An 18,973-nucleotide genomic window follows, 5' to 3' on the forward strand; every position below is an offset into this window, starting at 1 on the left:
CAACGGATTAGCGTTGCTGATTATTGTTATTTGAGTTTTGTTGGCCTGAATCTTTTTGATTAGAGCCTTGTTGTTGGCGGCGGTTGTCATTTTGCTGTTGTTGCTGATTGTTTTGTTGCTGTTGATCGTTTTGCTGTTGGTTGCCTTGTTGCTGCTGGTTGTTACGGTTGTCGTTTTGCTGTTGTTGTTGCTGCTGATTATTGCGTTGATTGCTTTGATTATTAGTAGTGCTCATCTTTAATTACCTCATATCATTTATGATGTGTGTTTTATCTGAGAGCTTCAGATAGGTTCATTAAAACATGAAAATTTTTAATGTGTAGCGTTGGGGTGTTACCCTATATTTAAATGTAAATTTAAAAATTAAATAAAACCTTGATTTATATAAAATGTAATTTTAATGATTAAACATAATTAATATGAATATAGTTAAAATTACATTTGGGTACATAGAGGTTAAATAAAAACTATGATTATTTCTAAATGTGTATTTGTTATCTTTTATAAAAGAATTCTATTTTTTATTATCTGATATTATGCATTTAATATCTTGTGTAATGTAATAGAGTAATTGTATAAGTTTAAGACTAGGAGGTCCTTTAAATATACGTCTAAAATTATAAAAATTATCTTTATAATAAATAGAATAAAAAAAGGTGCCTACAGGTTTTTCTTGAGTTTCAGAGCCTCCTTTTTTTAATAACCCAGTACAAGCGATATAAAGGTCGGCATGTAAAAGTTCTTTACCTTTTTTGATCATTTCTACAGTGACTTGCATCGACTCAGGTGTATATTTTTCAATGAGTTCAGGTGAAATGTGAAGTGTATTTTCTTTTACACGTAAGTCGTAGCTAACTAAGCTTCCAATAAGAATGTCACCAGAATAGGGGCTTAAAGAAAAACGGTAAGCGAGATAACCCGCCGAAGCACTTTCAAAAAAAGCGATTTTAATTTTTTCCTGTGCTAGTAATTTGCAACATGAGTTAAACATTTGTATTCTCCTTACAATTGTTTTTAATTTAGTTATAAGATTATTTTTAATTTCTTTTTGTTAAGTTTTTAGTCTTTATAATTTTAAAGGTAAGTTAATTGTAAATATAGTTTATTGTTTATATATTTTTTATAAAAACATATAGTTAAATTATTCGAAAGATGAGAATGTAAGTTTATGTTATTTTTTATGTTATTGAAATATAAAGTTTTTAAAATTGTGGGTTGTTTCTTACTAACGTAATATAACAAAGATAGGCTGGGATTATTGTTCAGTTAAAGTATGGTAATTTATATCTCACTAAAGGAGAATAGAAATGCCTGTTGTAGTGAAAAAAAGATTATTAGACTTATTACAAGATAATCAACAGAACTATTACGAATTATTTGTTTTTTTCCTTGATCCTGATATTTCTAATTTTGAAAAAGAGAAGAAAGCAAGAGATTTTCTTAATGAAGAAATAAATAAAATAGATCAAAAGGAAATTGATTTTCCAGCAACTATAAAAACGGTTAAAGAATGGTGTGAAAATGATAATAAACAAAATTGTGAGTTATTTCAGGCTTATCTAAACCGTAGACAAAGTGGGGGTGAGAGAGAGTATTTCCAGAATGTCGGACAGGCATTTGAATTTTTGATTAAGGTCTCTCCAACTAAAAAGGTCGACGGTGCATGGCTCTATAGCTCAGTTCACTACTGGAACGATCCGGTTTTTCATGACCTTATTATTACTTATCTAGAAGAACTGGGACTTGGTGAGCCGAAAGCAAACCATGTCTGTATCTATGATGACTTATTACGTAGTCTTGGACTTGATAGTTTTGATCTGCTTTTAGAGGATGAATACTATCATAATGCCGTGATTCAGCTGGCGCTTGGCTATGCTCCACCTGAGTTTATTCCCGAAATTGTCGGCTTCAATTTAGGTTATGAGCAATTACCACTGCATCTACTCATCAGTAATTATGAGCTTGCAGAACTGGGTATTGATTCTAAATATTTTAATTTGCACATCACTATCGATAATATTGATAACGGACATGCAGATAAAGCCATTAAAGTTATAGAAAATATTTACGATAAATACAGAGATAAAGAAGCTTTCTTTAATAAATTAAAACGTGGTTTTGCTCTTAATAACCATGGTGTTTCTTCTTCAAAAATTATTAAAAATTTAAATCTTGAAGATTTAGTCCTTAAAATTTTAAAAAGAAAAGCGCTCGTGGGTCAGCTAATACATAACGAAACCAGACAGTTTGGATGCAAAACCATTAACCAATGGTTATCAAATCCAGAAGACGTTAAAGGCTTAGTTACACATCTCATTGATCACAAGTGGATTAAATTGAATACCGATCCTGAACAGAGCGTATTCTGGCGAATGATTAATGAAGAAAATGGAAAAATGTTTGGGGTATTTAACCCTGTAGAACGACAAATTATTCATGACTGGATTGCAGGTAGTGATCATTCTTCTAACTTCTTGGCTTATAGCAGGGAATTAAAGAATAGCCAGCGCATCCAAGATTATCTATTTAGCTATATTTCTGATGGCGAACTTGATGCGCTCCAAGAGCGTATACGTCATACACCTGATCTTGCCATAAAAATATGCAAGCTGACTCCGTTTTTGGCTCCAGATTCACACCATAAAAGCATTGGGCTTTGGAGCACACGTAAATATGTCGAGCTCCTTTTTCCATATTTAAGTTCCTTTAACAAAACTAACTCTTGAAGTTTTTAATTCACCCCACGTTTAACTTTAAAACATAGGTAATGAACATGACTGATAATGTTAAATCAACAAATAAAACAAGTGAAATGGCTGGTGCTGACGCTGCAAATAAAGCCAATACTACCCAAAAAACTGAACAATTAGACTCAGTCAGAGATGATGCAACCAATGAAGCATTAACCACAAATCAAGGGGTTAAAATTGCTGATAATCAGAATAGTTTAAGAGCAGGTATTCGCGGTTCGACACTATTAGAAGATTTTATTTTACGAGAAAAGATTACTCATTTTGACCATGAACGTATTCCTGAGCGCATTGTACATGCGCGTGGCGTGGGTGCTCATGGTTACTTTCAGGCTTATGAAGGAAATGAGCGCTTAACAAAAGCTGGTTTTTTGACTGACCCAACCATTCAAACTCCAATTTTTGTACGCTTCTCAACAGTGCAGGGCCCACGTGGTTCTGCTGATACGGTCCGTGATATTCGTGGTTTTGCTATTAAGTTCTATACCCAAGAGGGTAATTTTGATTTAGTCGGCAACAATGCGCCTGTGTTTTTTGTGCAAGATGGGATTAAGTTTCCAGACTTTGTTCATGCAGTAAAACCTGAACCAGATACAGAAATACCAACAGGAGCAACTGCACACGATACTTTTTGGGATTTTGTGTCTTTAGTACCTGAGTCAGCACACGCGGTGATTTGGGCTATGTCAGACCGTGCAATTCCACGTAATTTACGCTCAATCCAAGGGTTTGGGGTTCATACATTCCGTCTTATTAATGCCGAAGGAAAATCACATTTTGTGAAATTCCACTGGACCCCTAAACAAGGTTTAAGTGCGTTAGTTTGGGATGAAGCTCAAAAGCTTGCTGGTAAAGATCCAGATTTCCACCGTCGCGATCTTTATGAAGCCATTGAAAATGGGGTTTATCCTGAATGGGAACTCGGTGTACAAATTGTTGAAGAAGAGGACGAGATGAACTTTGACTTCGACTTATTGGACCCGACAAAAATTATTCCTGAAGAGTTGGTTCCAGTGACACCAATTGGCCGATTTGTTTTAAATAGAAATGTAGATAATTTTTTTGCAGAAACAGAGCAGGTGGCTTTCTGTCCGGGACACATCGTGCCAGGAATTGATTTTACAAATGACCCACTTTTACAAGCACGCCTATTTTCGTACACCGATACACAGTTAAGTCGTTTGGGTGGACCAAACTTCCATCAAATTCCGATCAATAAACCTGTGTGCCCATTCCACAATAATCAACGTGATGGTATTCACCAACATACGATTCATAAAGGGCAGGCTTCATATCAACCAAACTCAATTGATAATGATTGGCCAGCCGAAACCCCATCTGCTGCTTCAAATGGTGGTTTCGAAAGCTATCCTGAACAAATTAGTGGTCACAAACTTCGTCAAAGAAGTGAAACCTTTTCCGATCATTTTTCACAACCGCGCCTTTACTACAAGAGCCTTGCGCCTCATGAGCAAAAGCATGTGGTCGATGCCTATACTTTTGAATTAAGTAAAGTGCAACGAAAACACATCCGTGAGCGTCAAGTTCAACAAATTTTGGCAAATATTGATCTCGACTTAGCACGACAAGTAGGTGCTAATTTAGGAATTGAAGTGCCTGATTTGACGCTAGATTATAAAAAAACCGCAGTTGAAAAATCGGCGAAATTATCTTTCTTGGCTTTCCCGCCCCAAGATATTCAAGGTCGAAAAGTTGCAGTACTCATCCATAATTTAGTCAAATCTGATGCATTAGAAGCTATGAAAAACTGGGCAATTAAAGAAGGGGTGACTCTTCATTTATTAGCGCCAAGCTTAGCTCCTGTAAAAGATCATCAAGACAGTATTATTACGGCTGATGGCATGCAAATGGCTGAACCGTCAATTGCGTATGATGCAGTGATTATTCCTGATGGCGATAACTTAAACGCTGTCATGCAAGACGGAGTGACTCGCCATTATCTATTAGAAGCCTACAAGCATTTAAAACCAATTGCATTTTTAGGTAATAAATCTGATTTACTTGAACCGCTAGGTTTAGTTCCCGATGAAGGCACTCTAGTTGGAGATGAATTCCAGCCCATTGCTGAAAAGTTCAAAAACCTGATTATGGCTCATCGTGTTTGGTCACGAGAACAAATAGCTGCCCACATACCTGCTTAACAAACAAAAAGCCCTGAAAGCTTTAACTTTCAGGGCTTTTTTATAGCTTAGGGATTAGCCATTTACGATTTGACCACCATTTACATGAATGACCTGACCTGTAATATAACTTGCATCATCAGAGGCAAGAAAAAGATAGGCGGGAGCAACTTCACTTGGTTGTCCCATTCTTCCCATTGGGGTGTCTTTACCAAACTCTTTAACGGTTTCTGCATCGAAACTGCTTGGAATTAAGGGTGTCCAGATGGGGCCTGGCGCAACACCATTTACCCGAATTCCTTTTTTCTGTTTCATTAAATTGTTCGATAAGCTACGCGTAAAAGTTGTAATCGCACCTTTGGTACTTGCATAATCAATGAGCTCATCATGGCCTTGATAGCTGGTAATACTGGTTGTATTAATAATACTGTCGCCTTCTTCCATATAAGGAATGGCTTCTTTAGTAAGATAAAACATTGGGAAAATATTAGTTTTAAATGTCTTTTCTAATTGCTCATTACTAATACTTTCAATTTCTTTTTGTTGATATTGCACACCAGCGTTATTCACTAAAATATTAATTTTGCCGTAATGTTGTAGAACTTTATCAATATCGAGTTTTGCAACATCTGGGTCAGAAATATCACCTTTTAATAAAAGGCAATGTTGTCCTTCTCTTTCAACGAGTTGTTTAGTGATTTCGGCATCTTGATCTTCTTCGAGATAAAGTATCGCAATATCAGCGCCCTCACGAGCAAACAATACTGCGACAGAACGACCTATACCGCTATCGCCACCACTAATAACGGCAACTTTATCTTTTAGCTTATCGCTACCTTTATGGGTACTTTTTATTATCTCAGGTTCAGGGTGCATTTTTTCCTGATCACCTGGTTGATGAGATTGAACTTGTGCGGGGGCAGATGTTGGATACTGGTTTGTTGAGTTTTCCATTTTTAAATACCTCGGTTGTAATATCTAATTTTCATATAGTGAGCTGTTACCGCGTAAATGTGAGTAAAATGAATTTTTTAATAAGTTGTCTTTGTTATTTTATTTGTAATGATGTAAAAAAATATTTTATATTTAAGGACTAAATAATATCGATTAACTTGATTTTGTTTTTATCAATCATGCTTTCAATAATAGATCTATTTCCTGTATCCTCTAACCAGTTTTCTATCGGTATATTATTAGATAAATCTAATATTTTTTTAATAATTTCTTTTGCTCCATCTATATTTTCTGAATTTTTATTATTTTTAATAGCTGTATTATCTAGCAACAGTTTTATATCTTCATGTTCTATATTTTTTGATTTAATAATATATAAGTCTCTTTGGAAGGGATGACTTGCATGAGGTGGGTCTAGTCTATAGCTCCATTCTTTGTCATAGTCCTGCCATGAGTTTTTGGACTTAATATGTCCTAGTAAAATTTCAGGGATAGAAATATGGATATATTGTAGAGCTGACTGTTGATTTTTTAATTGCATAGTTAAGTTACTCAAACCATCTTATTAAAATTAGTTTTAAATATTCATATTAATCTCTCAAGTAAATTAATTCTGAAAATGTAATGATATATGTTATTGTTTTTTAATTAAAATAATTGTTTGCTTGTTATTTTCTCAATAGATCTGGTGTTGTGTTAGTTTACTGTTTTGTACATTTTGAAATTTTTTGTTATCAGTTAAAATATTTTAACTGTGTTTGTAAAAATATATTGTAGTGTGCCCTTAGGTAATAATGAGTATATCCAATATTTAAAGAGTAAAATTATTAATAATTAAAATTTTTAAAATATTTTAAAAATAATATGTTTATAAGAAATTTCATTTTTTGATTGATATACATTTAAAAGGATTGATACATCACTTGGGTGGGAAAATATTATAGATATTCTATTGTTATTAAATCCGTTAACTAAAAGCGGTAGTGACTATAATTAAATATAGGAAGATATAACTATGGCTAATACTAGATATGAAGATGATGATAACAATAGAACAGGTACTTCAAATCGTGGATTTGCAAGTATGGATCCTGAAAGAGTACGAGAAATAGCCAGCAAAGGTGGGCGAGCTGCTCACGCGAGTGGTAATGCACATGAGTTTACCTCTGAAGAAGCTCGTGAAGCTGGCCGAGCAGCCCATGCAAATGGTAACGCTCATGAATTTACCTCTGAAGAAGCGCGTGAAGCGGGTGCATTAAGCCATAAAAATGATGGCCGTAATGGTCGTGGCCGCGGTCGTGATGATGACGACGATGATAACGATCGCGGTAGCCGCTCAGGTGGTCGAGGCCGAAGCCGTTACGACGACGATGATGACGATGATCGCGGTGGCCGTTCAAGCGGACGAGGCCGAGGTCGCAGCCGTGATGACGACGATGATGACGACGATCGCGGTGGCCGTTCAGGCGGACGAGGCCGTGGCCGCAGCCGTGATGACGATGATGATGATGACGATCGCGGAGGCCGTTCAGGTGGTCGAGGTCGTGGTCGCAGCCGTGATGACGATGATGATGATGATCGCGGAGGCCGTTCAGGCGGACGAGGTCGTGGTCGCAGCCGTGATGACGATGATGATGATGACGATCGCGGCCGTTCAGGTGGACGAGGTCGTGGCCGCAGTCGCGATGACGATGATGATGACGATCGCGGTGGTCGCTCAGGTGGTCGAGGCCGTGGCCGCAGCCGTGATGACGATGATGATGATGATCGCGGCCGTTCAGGTGGACGAGGTCGTGGTCGCAGCCGTGATGATGACGATGATGACGATCGCGGAGGCCGTTCAGGCGGACGAGGCCGTGGCCGCAGCCGTGATGACGATGATGATGACGATCGCGGAGGCCGTTCAGGCGGACGAGGCCGTGGCCGCAGCCGTGATGACGATGATGATGACGACCGCGGAGGCCGTTCAGGTGGCCGAGGCCGAGGTCGCAGCCGTGATGACGATGATGATGACGATCGTGGCCGTTCAGGTGGACGAGGCCGTGGCCGCAGTCGTGATGACGATGATGATGACGATCGCGGAGGCCGTTCAGGTGGTCGAGGTCGTGGTCGCAGCCGTGATGACGATGATGATGACGATCGCGGAGGCCGTTCAGGTGGTCGAGGTCGTAGTCGCAGCCGTGATGACGATGATGATGACGATCGTGGCCGCTCAGGTGGACGAGGCCGTGGCCGCAGCCGTGATGACGACGATGATTATGATGGTCGTGGTCAAAACTCTCGTAATCAAAAACGTGATGCCTACGGACGTTTTACGTCTTAAGCAGAATGTTTTAAAAACAAAGGAGGCTTTTGCCTCCTTTGTTTTTAGCTTACTTACTGTATTTACTGAGGGAGAGGTTGTAGGCCTTTTACAATATCAAGATATTCAGAACCGTTTAACCAAAAAGATTTTTTCAAAAAAAGTGTTGTCATAATACTTTCGGCTGCTTCGCTATCTGGATTTTCACAAAATAATCCGTAGCTTTCACCTAAAACCGCATCATTTTCAATTAGGCGGATATAGTAAGCATGTTGCTCATTTGCATAACCTAAAACCGCATCACGTTGATTTTTCATTTCGCATGTCTCCATACCAAAAACTGAATTTAACCAGAATGTTAAGTGTTCAGAATCTCATTTGATAAAAATCAAAAAACAGTCAGCGATAACGACTATTTCGAAATAGGTTTTGATTTTCTTCAAATTGCCATTTTGGTTAAAACATCCCTGTTAAAAGCAAAATGGATTAAAATCTGATCATGAGATTTATTGTTATGCAAAAAAAATATTTCGTCAACTTGAAAATGTAACTTTTTCAAGTTACATTGTTTGTGTAGGATTTGAACAGTGGAATGGAGGCAATATGCCAAAGAAAAAAGAGTTCGAGCATGGCGGTGCACGAGAAAATGCCGGACGTAAAGCACAGTTCAATGAACCCACCAAAGTCATTCGTGTTCCTGAGTCTCAAGTTAACTTTATCAAAAATTGGTTACTGAATAATGTCAAAACCAATAACTTGACCGACTTTAACTCAAAACTTAATGTCCAACAGGTCCACCCGAATAACGATAAAATTTACCACATTCCTTTGGCAACTGAACGTGTTGCGGCAGGTTTTCCTTCACCTGCACAAGATGATATTGAGCAAGCACTCGATTTAAATGAATATTTAATTAGAAATGAAAATGCCACGTTTATTGTCAAAGCCAACTCTTTATCCATGTTAGATGCTGGAATTGATATTAATGATCCGCTTATTGTGGATCGTAGCATTCCCGCTAAATCGGGTGATATTGTGATTGCACTCATCGATAATGATTTCACTGTGAAGCGCTTAATGATTGATAGTCAATTTCATCCACCTAAAGTTTGGCTAAAAGCAGAAAATCCTGATTATCAGAATATTTATATTGAAGAGGGGCAAGAACTGGTTATTTGGGGAGTCGTGACGTATAACCTCAAACGAATGAGATAATTTTTCTTATATTTTATTATTCAAGTTACTGACCCGAAAAGTGAGTCAGTAACTTTTTGTTAAATGACTTTTAAATTTGTCCAATCAATAAGCACGTCGCGATAACAACCATCAAACCACCTGAAAAACGGCCGACTAATTGTGCTGCTTGTGGTCTGGTTTTTAAAATGGCCTCTGAACCATAACCCACCATTAAGTAAATAATTGCGCAGCTAATCATGTGAACAACACCAAATGCAAGAATTTGTGTTGTCACTGACCATGAAGCAGTAGTGTCAATAAACTGAGGAAGCAGCGCTAAAAAGAGTAAAAAAACTTTCGGGTTTAAGCCACTTACGTAAACGCCTTTGGTTGCCCAGCTCAACCATGACTGAGCCTTTTCAGAACCAGATTCGTTCGGAGTAGGAGGGGTAAGTAATAAGTTTATTCCCATCCATAACAAATAAGCAGAACCCGCAATTGTTAGGATCATCAGAGCAGTTGGATTATTTGCTACAAGCAGACCAACACCAGCTGCTACCAATAAAATCGTAATAAAGTGCCCAAATAGCATGCCTGCGACAGCGGGTACGACGACTTTGCCTTTAATCCCTGCTGAAATGGCATAGGCCCAGTCTGCCCCTGGCGTAATAATAAAAAGAATGGAGACACTCCAAAATGCAATAAAAATATTAAAAGCCATATGCTTATCTCGGCAAACTATTTTCCAAAGGTTTCACTCGTGGTTTAGAAAAAATCCCTATTTATTCGAGCTTGTTGAAAATAATATGCTCATGTATTTAGAATGTGCTTTTAAATATTTGCTCATATCACACTCATTTGGGGTAAATTTTTCTAAATGGATCGCACAGATAAAAAGATTCTTGCTGAATTGCAATTAAATGGCCGATTATCTATTACTGAATTGGCTGAAAAAGTGGGTTTGAGCATTTCACCTTGTCATAGACGAGTGAAGGCTTTAGAAGAGTCAGGAGCCATCAAAGGTTATCGGGCAGAGCTCGACCCGAATTTAGTGGGATTTGAATTTTCAGCGATTGTTTTTATTACGCTTAAAGAAGGTGATAAACAGGCGGTTGAGAAGTTTGAAAATGCTGTGATTGATATTCCACAAATTATTCAGGCGCAGCGCTTATTTGGTGAGCCAGACTATTTGCTGCATGTGGTGGCTAAAGATTTGCCTGCTTTTCAGCGTTTGTACGATGAAAAATTATCTGCTATTCCAAGTGTGCAACGACTCATCTCAACCATTGTAATGAAAGATGTAGTGCCTGAACGTTTATTCCCGATTGGCTAAGAATCATCAGATATAAAAAAAGAAGCTTTAAAGCTTCTTTTTTAGTTGCTATAGAATTTTAAGCATCGAGTGTTTTACACAAAGAACAGATTGTACCGTTATGTTTGTGAGAGAACATAATATCTGGACGCTCATAGCCTTGCTCACATACGCGGCAGTGGTAAACCGTTGCAACTGGTGTTCCTTCAGCATCGTAACGTGGTTCTTTAATACCGTCATCGTGTGACTTGATGTAGTATTTTCCTTTGGTTAATAAGCCCATGATTGGTGTTAATACAAAGGCAAGCACAAGTGCGATAAGCGGTGAGTAAGGTGCCAAGAAGCTACCAAGTAAGCCGAAGAATGCTGCAATTGATAAGCCTGCTGATACAAGGAACGCAACCATACCGACAGGGTTTACGTTGTATAGCATGTCACGACGATATTCTGGTTCTTTCGGTGAAAGTTTTAACACATATTTATTAATTGAAATATCTGTTGCAACAACCACAACCCAAGCAATCGCAAAGTTTGAATAGAACCCTAAGATTTTACCCAGTACCGCAAACATGTTGCCTTCCATTAAAGCAAGCGCAATTGCCAAGTTCACCATCACAAACACAATACGACCAGGATAATGTTTGCTAATACGTGTGTAGGCACTTGTCCATGCAAGGGAACCAGAGTAAGCATTGGTCACATTAATTTTAATTTGAGAAATAACCACCAAAATCACTGCAAGTGTTAAAGCAGCCCAACCCGGAAGCATGTCATGAAACGCCGCATTAAACTGTTGAACAGGTTCAGTACTGTTTACGCCCGGTATTTTAGTAAGTAAATAGAACCCTAAAAATGCCCCAATAATTTGTTTAATTGCGCCTAAAATCACCCAACCTGGACCCGCTGAAATAACGGCTGCCCACCATGCTTTGCTATTTTCTTTTGTTTTTGCAGGCATGAAGCGTAAGTAATCAATTTGCTCACCAATTTGCATGATTAACGATAAACAAATACCAGCACCTAACATGATTGCTGCCATATCTATGGTTGCAAAACCTTCGTTACCTGTAAAAGTTGCAAACTGGCTAACTAAGGTTGGTTCTTGATAAATCAGATAGGCCACAGGACCAATCATCAGAACGAGCCAAAGCGGGGTAGTCCAGACTTGTAATTTACTTAAGGCTTTCATGCCGTAAATCACCAGCGGTATGACCATAACTGTTGAGATGAGGTAACCTGCCCAAAGCGGAATACCTAAACCGAGCAATAATCCTTGCGCCATGATTGAACCTTCAAGGGCAAAGAAAATAAACGTGAAACTGGCGAAAATGATACTGGTCAGGACCGAACCGATATAACCAAAACCTGCACCGCGGGTAATCAAGTCAAGATCGATGTTATAGCGCGCTGCGTAGTAGGCTAAAGGAATGCCGGTTAAGAAGATAATAATCGCTGCAAATAGAATGGAGAAAACAGCATTGGTTGTTCCGTAAGACATACCAATACTGGCGCCAATAGAAAAGTCAGCAAGATAGGCAATACCACCAAGAGCAGTAATAGCGACAACTTTGGGACTCCAGCGCCGAAAGCTGTGTGGAGCATAACGTAAAGTATAATCTTCTAAGGTTTCATTCACTGCTTTTTGTGAATCTGTACCTTGCACAGTGTCCAGATTTGGATGTTCAGATACACTCATAACATCAATCTCCCAATCATTTTCGGTCAATCAACACAAATATTGATCATTGTTTTTTGATGGTTTTGAGTGTGTGATTTTTGGGAAAAATTGAAAATACGTTATTTTGCGTATATGTGCGTATTCGAGAAAATCGCCATGATAAATGACTTTTGGCATAAGGATTGCTGGGTTTAATGCAGCCCCATCCAAAACATGAGTGTTATGCCAGATTCTTCACGTCCCCAACAAGCGCCACAACGTGTGATCAAAACACGCCGTGAATATAATATTTGGGTGGCAGATGAAAGTATCGAAGATTATGCGCTCCGCTATGCACCCACCTCAGTACGTAAATGGTCACCTTGGACCGTTACCAATACTGCAATTTCTACAGTTAGCTTTTTGGCTATGGAAGCCATTGGGGCAACCATGCTTTGGCAGTATGGCTTTAGCAATGCGTTATGGGCAGCAATTGTCGTATGTACCATCATATTTTTGACCAGTTGGCCGATTAGTTACTACGCCGCAAAATATAATGTAGATGTTGATTTGCTTACTCGTGGTGCAGGGTTTGGCTACATTGGCTCGACCATTACGTCTCTAATTTATGCCAGCTTTACCTTTATTCTGCTTGCCTTTGAAGCCGCAATTATGGCAATGGCACTTGAGCTTGCTTTAGGTATTCCGCAAGTTATTGGTTACTTAATTTCTGCCTTAGTGATTTTGCCTTTAGTGGTCAAAGGCATTGGTTTTATTAATAAAGTTCAGGCAATCACTCAGCCAATCTGGCTCTTATTGCTGTTATTACCGTGGTTTTTTGTACTTTGGAAACAACCACAAATTTTAAGTAGTAGCTTGCATTTTGTTGGGGCGGTTTCAAACTCAACCGATTTTAATCTGTATTACTTTGGTGCGGCGTGCACTCTTATTTTTTCATTTGTGATCCAAATTGGTGAGCAAGCCGACTATTTACGTTTCTTACCGCAAAAAGAAAAGAATAGAACTGCATGGCGTTTTGCCGTTTTTCTAGGTGGGCCATCTTGGATTATTTTTGGATTTTTAAAAGTTTTGATGGGTATGCTGCTGATGGTGTTGGCTTTTCAGCTGTTTATTCCTGTCTCTGAACTAGACAATCCGACTTATTTATATTGGGTTGCTTATCAACAATTTATTCCAAATCCTCAGCTAGCGTTAATATTGACTCTAGCACTGGTTTGCTTGGCGCAAATTAAAATTAATATGACCAATGCCTACGCTGGCTCATTGGCATGGTCCAACTTTTTTGCACGCTTAACTCATAGCCATCCGGGGCGAATTGTCTGGCTTCTTTTTAACGTGTTTATTGCCATTGTTTTGATGGAAATGGGAATTAGCCATGCGGTAGAGCGCATTTTGGGGCTATATAGCAATGTCGCTTTGGCATGGATTGGTGCTGTTGTTGCCGATTTAATTATCTGTAAACCTTTAGGTTTAAGTCCGAAGGGAATTGAATTTCGCCGTGCTTATTTATATGACATTAACCCCGTCGGTGTGGGAGCCTTACTGATTGCTTCAGTGCTATCGATGCTTAGCTATTTGGGCTTTTTCGGATTAATGGCGAAAGGCTTGGCGAGTTTTATTGCGCTGGGGAGTGCTGTGTTATGCGTTCCTGTTATTGCTTACTTAACCAAAGGCAAATATTACATTGCACGCCAGCCTGAAAAAATTCAGGCAACTTTGGTTGCAAACTGTGTTGTATGTGAAAGGGACTATGAACTTGCCGATATGGCGGGCTGTCCAGCCTATAGCGGTACGATTTGTTCTCTATGCTGTTCACTGGAAGCACGCTGTCACGATTTGTGTAAACCCGATGGACGTTGGTCGGTGCAACTTAAAAAAGCTATCTGGCATTATTTACCAGAACGTTGGGCCAGCCGTTTAAATAGTCGGGTCAGTTTATATTTATTAATGACTTTAGGACTTTCTATTGTTTTGGCGGTGAGTTTAAGTCTGGTTTATATCCAAGAAAAAGCATATCTGGAAACGATTAATGCTGAAGGAGTTCCTCAGTTATTTACGCTCTTTGTGAAAATTTACACTATTTTATTTTTATTAATGAGCGTTGCGGCATGGTGGTTAGTGTTAAACGATGAAAGCCGCCGTAATGCTGAAATTGAGACACATCAACAAACAGCGTTATTGATTGATGAAATTGCTGCGCATGAAGTCACTTCAAAAGACCTGCAAGATGCCCGAATTTCAGCGGAGCGGGCAAATGATGCAAAAAGTCGTTATGTCATTGGAATTAGTCACGAACTACGAACACCTCTAAATAGTATTTTGGGCTATAGCCAATTGCTTCAAAAACAAGAGCAGCTTTCGGAACAGGGGAAAATGGCGCTTGGGGTGATTAGCCGTAGTGGGCAGCATTTAACTTCACTGATTGACGGTTTACTGGATTTAGCACGAATTGAGACAGGCAAAATTTCTTTAAATGTGGTGGATGTTCACTTCCCAAATTTTATAGAACAGATTATTCAAATGTTTCAGCCACAGTTTGAACAGAAGAATTTACAGTTTATTTATGAAATTGGAGATAACCTGCCGCACTATGTCCGTACCGACAAAAAGCGCTTAGAGCAAGTGCTCATCAATTTATTGGGTAATGCTTTAAAATTTACGACGAGCGGTACAATTACTTTAAAAGTTGAGTACCGTTTTCAAACGGCTTATTTTGAAATTAGAGATACAGGCTGTGGTATTGCCGAGGCCGATTTAGAGCGAATCTTTAACCCGTTTGAACGCGGCAGTAATGTGGTTCAAGGTGGGTTTACCGGAACAGGACTCGGATTACCCATTGTAAAATTATTAGTCGATTTACTCGGCGGCCAACTATCTGTGACTAGTCAGCTCAATCAGGGTTCACAATTTAAGATTAAGTTTTATTTACCTTCAAAAGAAGTGGTTCATCCGATTTCTAATGTTTACTCCAACCAAATCACAGGCTATCAAGGCGAACGAAAACGAATTTTGGTTGTCGATAATGAAGCGGTGGACCGAGGCTTAGTCGCTAATTTTCTCAAACCTTTGGGATTTTTGATTGAAGAAGCCGAGTCGGGCATTGACTGTTTAAGACGTGTACCTATTTTCCAGCCTAACCTGATTTTGATGGATTTAAATATGCCTTTGATGGGCGGCTGGGAAACAGCACGATTATTGCGGCAGAATAATATTACCAATGTGCCGATCTTAATTATTTCCGCTAATGCAGGCGAGCGCGAAGTCAATCCACAAGATGCGGTCTTAAGTGAAGATTTTATGTTAAAACCAATCGACCTGAATTTGTTGCTGAGTAAAATTGGGGACAAATTAGGTTTGATATGGATTGATTCCAAATCAGAGAAATCCATTGAAAATAATGATGTTCAAGCATTGGATGTAAAGGTGTTTAAGCAAGAGCAAGCTACTGTTCATACACCAGTCCAGCAACCAGAAAATAATGATCTGCTTGATTTACAGCAAAGCTTGCAGCAATTAAATGATTTAATTGGACAGGGCTACATTCGTGGAATTCAACAGACTTTAACGCAATGTCGTCAAAATTTTCCGGAGCATAAAGAGTTATGGGAACAGCTGGAACAGGCTATTCAAAAGTTTGATTTAAAACACGCCCAACGATTAATTCAGGATAAGCAATGAGTACGCAACATGTTTCTTTTCAGCAAGCTTCGCCAAACGAGCAGGCTGTTATTCTGATTGTAGATGATGTGCCGGAAAATTTAGGCTTGTTACATGAAAGTCTGGATCAGGCAGGTTATCGCGTGCTTGTCACAACCGATGGGTTAAGTGCAATTGAAATTGCCCACCGATGCTTACCAGATATGATTTTACTCGATGGCAATATGCCACATATGGACGGTTTTGAAAGTTGTATACAGCTTAAAGCGAGCCCAATTACACAGTTTATTCCCGTCATTTTTATGACAGGTTTGTCTGAGACAGAGCATATTGTGCGTGGTTTTCAGGTCGGTGGGGTGGACTATGTAACCAAACCTTTGAATATTGAAGAAGTATTAGCAAGGGTAAAAACACATTTGGCACATGCCAAACTATTGCAACAACAGAAACAGGTCATTGATGCAACGGAAACAGCCATTCTTGCGCTAGATGTGCACGGTAAAATTGTGTGGAAAACCCAAAAAGCCAGTGATTTACTGAATCAGTATTTACCCGAATTAGACGGTTTTGAGGCAGGTTTAAAAGCTTGGTTTTCAGACTTAGAGCATGAAAAAGACCCCAAAAAATTAACCAGCTGTTCTTATTCGACACTATCTCAGCAATTACAGCTTTTATTGCTTACGCCGTGGCAAACTGAACCAAGTGTGGCAAAAAATTATCTGATACAGATTAAGACTTCTACGCCAGCTTTGGAAATGGCTGATATTTTAAAATATTGCCCGCAGTTGACTCAACGTGAGGCAGAAGTCATGCACTGGTTATTGCTAGGAAAAACCAATAAAGATATTGCAGAAATTTTGGAGCTTAGCCCACGGACAGTGAACAAGCATTTAGAGCATATTTTTGAAAAACTTTGCGTTGAAAATCGAACTGCTGCCGTGGCGCACATTAATAGTCTGGTGCAAGAGTTTCACTAATTTAATTGACGATTGTATTTAAAAAGCATACAGACTCACTGCTAAAAATAGTCTATTTTTTTACACTTAAATTTGTTCTTATAGATAAAGATATATAAAGTCATTTTTAAATAAATACGATTTGTAATACGAGGAATTCATTGTGAATATTCAACAAAAAGATGATGCAAAACACGGCAGCTTTAGCTTACTTGATGGTGAAACCGTTGCGGGTGAAATGACTTATACATGGGCAGGCGAAGGCATGCTGATTATTGACGCTACAGATGTAAATGAAAATTATCGGGGACAAGGCGTAGGTCGCAAATTACTTGATGCTTTGGTGGCTTTTGTTCGTGAAAAAGACGTAAAAGTAATTCCGCTTTGCCCATATGCAAAATCGGTTTTTGATAAAGACCCAAGCATTGGTGATGTACTTAGAAAATAAACAATAGATTAAAAATCATTTTATAAAAATCGGGCGTTGGTGTCCGATTTTTTATTGGCTTTATTATTCATCTTTGTTTTAGTGAATATGTTTTAAGCAGTTGTATTCAACTGATTTGAAGGTTTTCGATTGCCAAATCGAATTTATCAAACTTATAGAAAAGCTTATCTAATAAAAATAGTTTTAGACCAATTGGGAAAAAAATAAACTCTTTGCACAAATATTTAATGGCTGACGAAAGCTAAATATTTATAACGTTTTAATATTATTTTTTGGAATTTTCCTTGAACTGGCAGTATATCCATAGTGTGTTGCCGCAATTTTTCTCTGCAACTTTGACCACGCTGAAAATTTCAATTATCAGCATTATTTTGGCGATTATTGTAGGGCTGATTTGCAGCATTTTAATCACATATCGCGTGCGGGTGCTAAATAGAATTGCCCAGTTCTATATTGAGTTATCTCGAAATACCCCTTTATTAATTCAACTGTTCTTTTTGTATTACGGTTTGCCAAAACTCGGTATCAAAATTGATGGTTTCACTTGCGGTGTGATCGGATTGACCTTTTTAGGTGGAAGCTATATGGCCGAAGCTTTCCGAGCAGGTTTGCAGTCGGTGGCCAAAGGGCAGATTGACTCAGCAAAAAGTATTGGTCTACAACCGATTCAAATTTTTAGATATGTCATTTTTCCTCAAGCACTGGCTATTTCAATTCCGGCAATAGGGGCAAATTGCCTATTTCTAATTAAAGAAAGTTCTGTGGTCAGTGCAATTGCTGTCGTTGAACTGCTTTTTGTCACCAAAGACTTAATTGGCATGGACTATAAAACCACAGAAGCTTTGTTTTTACTCATCATGGCCTATCTCATTATTTTATTGCCCGTGTCTATTTTAACCAGCTATCTGGAGCACAGAAGTCGGAAGGTGAGCCATGGAACTTGATTATCTATTTCAAGCGAGTCACCTCGAACGCTTAATGTGGGGACTTTGGGCAACTGCAAAAATTGCTTTTATTTCGGTCTTTTTCTCTGCAATTTTCGGCACAGTTTTCGGCGTCATTATGACTTCTAAAAACATAGTCGTTAAATCGCTGTGCCGTCTGTATTTAGAAGCCATCCGAATCATTCCAATTTTAGTTTTGCTGTTTGTGTTTTATTTCGGCTTTGCGACATGGTTTAACTGGCAGTTTTCTGCAATGTGGGTGTGCATTGTTGTGTTTGTTTTATGGGGTACGGCTGAAATGGGCGATTTGGTCCGTGCAGCCATTACTTCAATTGATCAGCATCAACGTGATTCGGCCTATGCGCTTGGACTCACTCATGTTCAAGCTTTGATCTATGTCATTTTTCCGCAAAGTCTAAAACGAGTAACACCAGGCGCGATTAACTTATTTACCCGAATGGTGAAAACTAGCTCTTTGGCAGTCCTGATTGGTGTGGTTGAGGTCATTAAAGTGGGCCAGCAAATTATTGAAAATTCGCTGTTGACCGTGCCAAGCGCTTCTCTTTGGATTTATGGCTTTATTTTTATTTTGTATTTTCTGATTTGCTATCCCTTATCGCGTTTGGCGGCACATTTAGAAAAGGTCTGGGAGTAA

At 38.7% G+C, this 18,973-nt stretch carries 18 protein-coding genes; 10 read left to right on the forward strand and 8 right to left on the reverse strand.

Annotation, left to right across the window (positions count from 1 at the left end; all coding sequences use genetic code 11):
• Positions 1–7: 7 nt before the first annotated feature.
• Together MKL33_RS12620 and MKL33_RS12625 are read right to left on the reverse strand one after the other, a co-directional pair.
• On the reverse strand, positions 8–235 hold the full coding sequence (locus tag MKL33_RS12620; protein ID WP_002114279.1) for a hypothetical protein: 228 nt from the start codon (positions 233–235) through the stop codon (positions 8–10).
• A 279-nt stretch (positions 236–514) separates the two neighbouring features.
• The gene (locus MKL33_RS12625; protein ID WP_019767846.1) at positions 515–991 is read right to left on the reverse strand and encodes a CinA family protein; all 477 of its coding nucleotides are present in this window, start codon (positions 989–991) and stop codon (positions 515–517) included.
• A 316-nt stretch (positions 992–1,307) separates the two neighbouring features.
• Between MKL33_RS12625 and MKL33_RS12630 the strand changes: the two genes are divergently transcribed.
• Positions 1,308–2,726, forward strand: a complete 1,419-nt coding sequence (locus tag MKL33_RS12630; RefSeq protein ID WP_270907068.1) for an iron-containing redox enzyme family protein — start codon at positions 1,308–1,310, stop codon at positions 2,724–2,726.
• Positions 2,727–2,767: 41 nt separating this feature from the next.
• On the forward strand, positions 2,768–4,912 hold the full coding sequence (gene katE, locus MKL33_RS12635) for a catalase HPII (RefSeq protein ID WP_270907069.1): 2,145 nt from the start codon (positions 2,768–2,770) through the stop codon (positions 4,910–4,912).
• Positions 4,913–4,966: 54 nt separating this feature from the next.
• Here the strand turns inward: katE and MKL33_RS12640 are convergent, their stop codons facing one another.
• On the reverse strand, positions 4,967–5,845 hold the full coding sequence (locus tag MKL33_RS12640) for an SDR family oxidoreductase (RefSeq protein WP_000432004.1): 879 nt from the start codon (positions 5,843–5,845) through the stop codon (positions 4,967–4,969).
• Between the two features lie 139 nt (positions 5,846–5,984).
• Positions 5,985–6,386 carry a DUF6367 family protein gene (locus MKL33_RS12645; protein WP_270907070.1) on the reverse strand — a complete coding sequence of 134 codons (402 nt, stop codon included), beginning with the start codon at positions 6,384–6,386 and terminating at the stop codon, positions 5,985–5,987.
• 474 nt (positions 6,387–6,860) lie between these two features.
• On the opposite strand from MKL33_RS12645, the gene MKL33_RS12650 reads away from it, so the two are divergent.
• Positions 6,861–8,168 (forward strand): KGG domain-containing protein, encoded by a 1,308-nt coding sequence (locus tag MKL33_RS12650; protein ID WP_270907071.1) that lies wholly within the window; start codon positions 6,861–6,863, stop codon positions 8,166–8,168.
• Between the two features lie 62 nt (positions 8,169–8,230).
• On the opposite strand, the gene MKL33_RS12655 is transcribed toward MKL33_RS12650, so the two are convergent.
• A complete protein-coding gene (locus MKL33_RS12655; protein WP_002114518.1) occupies positions 8,231–8,464 on the reverse strand; it encodes a hypothetical protein in 234 nt (77 codons plus the stop codon).
• A gap of 286 nt (positions 8,465–8,750) precedes the next feature.
• On the opposite strand from MKL33_RS12655, the gene MKL33_RS12660 reads away from it, so the two are divergent.
• Positions 8,751–9,362, forward strand: coding sequence for a LexA family protein (locus MKL33_RS12660; protein ID WP_005069871.1), 612 nt, complete (start codon positions 8,751–8,753; stop codon positions 9,360–9,362).
• Between the two features lie 70 nt (positions 9,363–9,432).
• Here MKL33_RS12660 and MKL33_RS12665 read toward each other — a convergent pair whose 3' ends face one another.
• Positions 9,433–10,044, reverse strand: a complete 612-nt coding sequence (locus tag MKL33_RS12665) for a LysE family translocator (protein WP_009388290.1) — start codon at positions 10,042–10,044, stop codon at positions 9,433–9,435.
• A gap of 156 nt (positions 10,045–10,200) precedes the next feature.
• Here MKL33_RS12665 and MKL33_RS12670 point away from each other — a divergent pair, with 156 nt between their 5' ends.
• Entirely contained in the window at positions 10,201–10,656 is a 456-nt protein-coding gene (locus tag MKL33_RS12670; RefSeq protein ID WP_000376211.1) for an Lrp/AsnC family transcriptional regulator, read from the forward strand.
• 58 nt (positions 10,657–10,714) lie between these two features.
• Here MKL33_RS12670 and MKL33_RS12675 read toward each other — a convergent pair whose 3' ends face one another.
• Positions 10,715–12,331, reverse strand: coding sequence for a purine-cytosine permease family protein (locus MKL33_RS12675; protein WP_046812706.1), 1,617 nt, complete (start codon positions 12,329–12,331; stop codon positions 10,715–10,717).
• A gap of 195 nt (positions 12,332–12,526) precedes the next feature.
• Between MKL33_RS12675 and MKL33_RS12680 the strand changes: the two genes are divergently transcribed.
• The 3 genes from MKL33_RS12680 (at position 12,527) to MKL33_RS12690 (ending at position 17,374) form a co-directional block, all read left to right on the forward strand.
• Positions 12,527–15,991 carry a hybrid sensor histidine kinase/response regulator gene (locus tag MKL33_RS12680; protein WP_270907072.1) on the forward strand — a complete coding sequence of 1,155 codons (3,465 nt, stop codon included), beginning with the start codon at positions 12,527–12,529 and terminating at the stop codon, positions 15,989–15,991.
• Complete coding sequence (locus tag MKL33_RS12685; RefSeq protein ID WP_270907073.1) at positions 15,988–16,947, forward strand: response regulator transcription factor; 960 nt, start codon at positions 15,988–15,990, stop codon at positions 16,945–16,947. Before MKL33_RS12680 ends, MKL33_RS12685 begins: the two co-directional genes overlap by 4 nt.
• A 142-nt stretch (positions 16,948–17,089) precedes the next feature.
• A complete protein-coding gene (locus MKL33_RS12690; protein WP_039760218.1) occupies positions 17,090–17,374 on the forward strand; it encodes a GNAT family N-acetyltransferase in 285 nt (94 codons plus the stop codon).
• Between the two features lie 106 nt (positions 17,375–17,480).
• Here the strand turns inward: MKL33_RS12690 and MKL33_RS12695 are convergent, their stop codons facing one another.
• Entirely contained in the window at positions 17,481–17,594 is a 114-nt protein-coding gene (locus MKL33_RS12695; protein WP_079381051.1) for a hypothetical protein, read from the reverse strand.
• Between the two features lie 64 nt (positions 17,595–17,658).
• On the opposite strand from MKL33_RS12695, the gene MKL33_RS12700 reads away from it, so the two are divergent.
• Entirely contained in the window at positions 17,659–18,318 is a 660-nt protein-coding gene (locus tag MKL33_RS12700; protein WP_001104469.1) for an amino acid ABC transporter permease, read from the forward strand.
• Positions 18,308–18,973 carry an amino acid ABC transporter permease gene (locus tag MKL33_RS12705; RefSeq protein WP_005076530.1) on the forward strand — a complete coding sequence of 222 codons (666 nt, stop codon included), beginning with the start codon at positions 18,308–18,310 and terminating at the stop codon, positions 18,971–18,973. The genes MKL33_RS12700 and MKL33_RS12705 overlap by 11 nt, the downstream gene beginning before the upstream one ends.

Source organism: Acinetobacter sp. AOR43_HL (assembly GCF_027854635.1).
Classification (GTDB): Bacteria; Pseudomonadota; Gammaproteobacteria; order Pseudomonadales; family Moraxellaceae; genus Acinetobacter; species Acinetobacter pittii.